Here is a 6,236-nt window from a genome sequence, read left to right on the forward strand (position 1 = left end):
GAAAATGTCCCAGGTTGTGTGTTCTGTGAGTTGGGGTTGTTCTAAAGAAAGGACAAGAGAGGATTTACAGATGTTACATAGGGATTGAAGGGTAAAGAGATAATTTTGTTTGTCTTTAAAAGTTAAGGAAATGGAGAATTCATTACTAGTTTCGACTTTTTTGTTTAGGGTTGTCATGATAAAAAAGATTAAGGGTTAAAAAATAGGCAGGTCGCTGACAACCCATTCTACGAAGTAGAAAAGTCTCGGGACTTTCACCCGTACGCCTGCCGTTATTATAAGTTGAAAACTTTGTCTTTATTGTATTCATAAAATGGATTGTCAGGAGCAAAGTTAGGTAAAAAAATAAAACCTTCTTTATTTAAAGAAGGTTTTTTTATTTTAGAAGTAAAATCTAATTAAGAATTAGCATACCTTTTTTTATTGTTAATTTCATGAATTAAAGCATCAAGAGTAAAGAATATCCTTTCCTTGTCATTAGGATCTAAATTATCAATTTCTTTGAATCTGTTTAAAATTTCGGGTTCTTTTAAAATGTTATCTTCTTCCGTTTCCCCTAAAAGATAGCCAACAGTAGAATTAAGTAAATTAGCCAGTTTTTTAACGATATCAATAGAAGGAGTCATCTCATCTCTTATATGTTACGTTAAAAACTCTAAAACTAACTAATTTCCATTTTATCCTTTAAAGCTTGAATTTCATCACGAATTTTAGCAGCTGTTAAGAAATCCAAATTTTTAGCAGCTTTTTCCATTTCTTTTTGTTTTTTAGATATAATTTTTTCTAAATCTTCAGATTTGTAATGAACTTCATCCTCTGCAACTTTTTTGATTTCATGTTTCGGAGTATAAGATTTTACTTCTGTTTCAAGATTATTAATAGAAATATTCGTAATCTTTTTCTTCAAAGGTTGAGGCGAAATGTGGTGTTCTATATTGTATTGATTCTGTATCTCTCTTCTACGAGCTGTTTCATCAATAGTTTTTTTCATACTGTCCGTCATCTTATCAGCATACATGATTACTTTACCGTGAATATTACGAGCGGCTCTTCCTGCAGTTTGAGTTAAAGAGCGGTGAGAACGTAAAAAACCTTCTTTGTCCGCATCTAATACAGCTACTAAGGAAACTTCCGGTAAATCCAATCCTTCACGTAATAAATTAACGCCTACCAAAACATCGAATTTTCCAATCCGTAAATCTTGCATAATTTCAACCCTTTCCAAAGTATCAATATCTGAATGAATAAATCGGGTTCTTATTCCGAATTTAGTAAGATATTTTGTTAATTCTTCTGCCATTCTTTTAGTAAGAGTAGTTACTAATACACGTTCATCTTCTTCAATTCTTTTTTGAATTTCAGCCATAAGATCATCAATCTGGTTCAAAGAAGGTCTAACTTCAATTTCAGGATCCAATAAACCGGTTGGACGGATAATCTGTTCAATGTAAATACCTTCACTTTTTTGCAATTCATAATCAGCAGGAGTGGCACTTACATAAATTACTTGATTTTGCATCATTTCAAATTCTTCAAATTTAAGAGGGCGATTATCTAAAGCTGCAGGAAGTCTGAATCCGTGTTCAACTAAAGTTTCTTTTCGACTTCTGTCTCCTCCGTACATAGCATGAACCTGAGGTAAAGTAACATGGCTTTCATCAATAACCATTAGATAATCTTCAGGAAAATAATCAAGTAAACAAAAGGGTCGAGTACCGGGAAGACGTCCGTCAAGGTAACGTGAATAATTTTCAATTCCCGAACAATAACCTAATTCCTTAATCATCTCGAGATCGAATTCCGTTCTTTCTTTTAAACGATGAGCTTCCAAATTTTTACCCATTTCATTATAATAATCGACTTGTTTTCCTAAATCAATTTGAATATTACGAATCGCATTATTTAATGTCTCCGGAGAGGTAACAAATAAATTAGCAGGATAAATATTAATACTTTCAATTGAATCTATTACGTTATTGGAAACATAATCCACATTCTCAATACGTTCAATTTCATTGCCAAAAAAATGAATACGAATTCCTGTATCCGAATAGGCTGGAAAAACATCAATGACATCACCTTTTACCCTAAAATTACCTCTTCCAAAATTTATTTCGGAACGTGAATATAATGCATTCACCAAGGATTGTAATAATTTGGTTTTAGAAATGGATTGTCCTATCTTTAAAGAAACCATACTACTTTTAAATTCTACTGGATTTCCAATACCGTATAAACAAGATACTGATGAAACAACCAACACGTCCCTTCTTCCCGAAAGTAATGAAGAAGTAGCACTTAAACGTAACTTTTCAAGATTTTCATTAATAGACAAATCTTTTTCAATATATGTATTAGTAGTAGGCATGAATGCTTCCGGTTGATAATAATCATAATAAGAAACAAAATATTCAACTGCATTATGAGGAAAGAATTCCTTAAACTCCATATACAGTTGGGCGGCCAATGTCTTATTATGTGCTAAAATAATGGTAGGTCGTTGAATTTTTTCAACTACATTGGCAATGGTAAAAGTTTTTCCGGAGCCGGTTACTCCTAAAAGTGTTTGATATTTTTCATTTTTTAAAATTCCTTCAGAAAGAGATTCTATTGCTTGAGGCTGATCACCTGTAGGCTTAAATTGAGAAACTACTTGAAATTTCATATTATATAATAAAAATGTAATTTAAAAAAATGTAAATAGACAATAAGTTTTTTATATTTAAAACTTACTTAAATACAATATGTGCAGAATTTATTTTACTTAAAATTTATATTTTTTAAGATTCTTTTATATATTACTTATGGAGTTTACAAAGCTATATACATTGAGAATAAAAAATTCTAAATGAAATAACGAAAACTAAAATATTAAAAAAAAAGGTAAAATTTTACTAAAAATGGTAATAAAATTGTTTTATTTCCTTTTTACAAGCTCGTCTCGCAGCTTTGCAGCAGTTTCATAATCTTCATTATCAATTGCTTTAGATATCAAATCATTAATTTCATAATCTGTTAGATGAGAAAAAGCATCTTCAATATCATTATTACTTATCTGATTTTCAATAGAATGTAAAGTATTTTCAAAGGATGAATCATTATTTAAATTATCTTCCTTCATTTCCATATAGACTCCTGCTTCTTCCATTATTTTTTTAGTTGCATATATAGGTGCTTCAAAACGCACAGCTAAAGCAATGGCATCGGAAGTACGAGAATCAATTTCAATCTCTTCTTTTGTTTCAATATTTTGAAACAAAATGTTAGAGTAGAAAACACCTTCTTCTAATTTATAAATAAAAACAGCTTTTACAACAATATGAAAACTCTTTGCAAAGGTCGTAAATAAGTCGTGAGTAATAGGTCTAGGCGTAGTAATATCTTTCTCTAAAGCCAAAGCTATGGATTGAGCTTCAAAGCTTCCAATTATTACAGAAATTTTTCTTTTACCAAAATCTTCTTCTAAAATTAATGCATATGCTGTATGTTGAGTTTGGCTATATGAAATTCCTCTAACATGTAATCGTATTAAATCCATAAAACTTATATATTACTCAATAAAATATAGTATATATTAAAATAGCAGTGCAATTTACGAATTATTTTTAAAATTATTTTTAAATTTTTTATAATTATAATTAATTAAGCTCTTTTTATTTATAAAATTATCAAATTATTAAAAAATTCTTTTAAATTCTAATTTTATTGAAAATATCTACAACTCTAAGATGAATACAACTTCCAAAAAATTTTTTTGCCAACTTTGAAAATGTAGGTGTTAAGTCGGAAACATAAAATTCATAAGATGGGTTTTGAATTTGAGAATTCAATTTTTTGTTTTCAAGGTCCTGTTTTATATAGCTTGCAACAATTAATGGGGAATCAATAACCTGAATTTTATTTAAATAAAAATTTCTAACTTCATTAATGATTAAAGGATAGTGTGTACATCCTAATATTAACGAATCAATATTTTGTAACTTTTTATTTGTTAAATAAGTTTTTAAAACAATGGATGAAATTTCATGATTATTAAATCCTTCTTCGATAACAGGAACCAGTAAAGGAGCAGCTAATTCATAAACATTAATATGTTTATTTAACTTTTGGATACTTTTTTTATAAATATGTGAAGTAATGGTTGACTTAGTAGCTAAAACTCCCACATTTTGATTAAATGTAAAAGCTACTTTTTCAGCCACCGGAGAAATGACATCGTATACGGGAACATTTTTTTCGTTAGCTAATGCTTTAACTTCTTTTAAGGCATTGGCAGTTGCAGTATTGCAAGCAATAACTATGGCTTTACAATTATTTTCAAGTAAAAAATTAGTAATTTTCTCAGAATACTCAATTATAACTTCTTTTGACTTATCTCCATAAGGCAAATGCTTGGAATCTCCATAATAAATAAGGCTTTCATGAGGCAATAATCGTTTTATTTCCTTTGCAATAGTAAGTCCTCCCATTCCGGAGTCAAAAATACCGATAGATCGATCTTCTTTTTTCATTGATGCAAAAATAAGTGTTTATTAATAATTAATCAACGAAAAAAAATTGAGCGATAATACCATCTGTAAAAAATAGAGAATGGGGATGAATAGTTACAATATTTTTATTTACAAGCACTTTATTATCAGCTTCAAGAAATTTTAATTCTTTATAAAAATGTTTCATCAAATCAGATGAAAATTCTCTTTCCAGTTCTAATATATTAATTCCCCATATTGTGCGTAGTCCGAGCATGATTTTTTCATTAAAACGGTCTTTTTCACTGATAAATTCTTCATAAGAATTGAGACTATCATTCTCCAATGATTTTATATATTGTATATTATTTGAAATATTCCAACTCCTTTTATTGGTGCCGTTAAATGAATGAGCAGAAGGTCCAATGCCAAGGTAAGGTTTATTTTTCCAATAGGAACTATTATGTAGCGAAAAGAAGTTTTCTTTGCCAAAATTAGAAAATTCATATTGGATGTAATTATGCTCTGTTAATTTTTTTCTAAGTATTTCAAATTGATATGATTGCCTTTCTTCATCGATGTGAGATATTATTTTTTTTCTAATTTGAGCTTCAAAGGCGGTTTTAGGTTCAACTGTTAATGCATAAGAAGATATATGCGGAATATCTAAAGAAATAGCCTTTTCAAGTGAATACATCCATCTTTCATTTGTTGTAGTTTGACCACCGTAAATTAAATCTATGGTGATATTATCAAACCCTAGGCTTTTAGCTAATTTTATGCAAGTAATACCATCTTTGGCACTATGGGTTCTGTTCATAAAGTCAATATCCTCATCTATAAAGGATTGCATTCCTATGCTTAGTCGGTTTATTGGAGTTTGTTCTTTAAGAAAAGTAAGGTATTCTTCATTTAAATCATCCGGGTTTGCTTCAAATGTTATTTCAGTAGTTTGAGAAATATCATAATGTTGACGTATGATAGTAAATAGATGGCTAAGTTCTTTAAAAGTAAGTGTTGAAGGTGTTCCACCTCCAAAATATATAGATTCTAAAGGAGTACGAAGCTCATTTTTTCTTAATGTCAGCTCTTTACCAATTGCAGTAATCAATTGCGGCTTATATTTAAATTGTGTTGAAAAATGAAAATTACAATAATTACATTTTTTTACACAAAAAGGAATATGAATATAAAGTCCTGACATAGTTTAATCTTTACAAAAGTACTATAATTCAATTAAGTATTATACTATACAATCATTATTAAATTATTTATTATGATTTTATAAAAGGAATGTAGAATGAGAGAATTTAAGAAAAATTTATAAACTATATATATTAACCGATCTTAATTATAGACCATCAGATAGTGGGTTAGTTGTATAAAAAAGAATTAATCTGACAGGCATAGTGTTATGAAATACAATGGTATTTGAAATTTATTAACCGGATAATATCAAACGATTTTATAAAAAAGCTCAAATTTAATTTTAAATTTGAGCTTTAGATATATTTTTAGTTTTATTGTAAAAAATCATCCAAAGCTTTTGCCATAGATGGACTTTCTTTAGTTGGAGCAAAGAAATTAACCATTAAACCGGCTTCTTCCGCAGCTTGTTTGGTTGAATGGCCAAAAATGCCGATACTTATAGAACCTTGTTTAAAATCTTTATAATTATCAAACAAAGATTTTATGCCCGAAGGACTAAAAAATACTAGAGCATCATAGGCATTAATATCTTTAATCTGAGAGGCAACATCGCTACTA

At 28.9% G+C, this 6,236-nt stretch carries 6 protein-coding genes; all 6 read right to left on the reverse strand.

Annotation, left to right across the window (positions count from 1 at the left end):
• Positions 1-398 precede the first annotated feature (398 nt).
• Positions 399-626 carry a hypothetical protein gene (locus M3Z80_RS08590; protein ID WP_293919188.1) on the reverse strand — a complete coding sequence of 76 codons (228 nt, stop codon included), beginning with the start codon at positions 624-626 and terminating at the stop codon, positions 399-401.
• Positions 627-661: 35 nt separating this feature from the next.
• Positions 662-2,665: an excinuclease ABC subunit UvrB gene (gene uvrB, locus M3Z80_RS08595; RefSeq protein ID WP_293919189.1), complete on the reverse strand. Its 2,004-nt coding sequence runs from the start codon at positions 2,663-2,665 to the stop codon at positions 662-664.
• Positions 2,666-2,917: 252 nt separating this feature from the next.
• Positions 2,918-3,538, reverse strand: coding sequence for a bifunctional nuclease family protein (locus M3Z80_RS08600; RefSeq protein WP_293919191.1), 621 nt, complete (start codon positions 3,536-3,538; stop codon positions 2,918-2,920).
• A gap of 151 nt (positions 3,539-3,689) precedes the next feature.
• Positions 3,690-4,511 (reverse strand): glutamate racemase, encoded by an 822-nt coding sequence (murI, locus tag M3Z80_RS08605; protein ID WP_293919192.1) that lies wholly within the window; start codon positions 4,509-4,511, stop codon positions 3,690-3,692.
• Between the two features lie 28 nt (positions 4,512-4,539).
• On the reverse strand, positions 4,540-5,673 hold the full coding sequence (hemW, locus tag M3Z80_RS08610; protein ID WP_293919193.1) for a radical SAM family heme chaperone HemW: 1,134 nt from the start codon (positions 5,671-5,673) through the stop codon (positions 4,540-4,542).
• Between the two features lie 316 nt (positions 5,674-5,989).
• On the reverse strand, positions 5,990-6,236 hold a 247-nt coding region (locus M3Z80_RS08615), incomplete at its 5' end, for a uroporphyrinogen-III synthase (RefSeq protein WP_293919194.1).

The organism is Apibacter sp. (assembly GCF_025291155.1).
Classification (GTDB): domain Bacteria; phylum Bacteroidota; class Bacteroidia; order Flavobacteriales; family Weeksellaceae; genus Apibacter.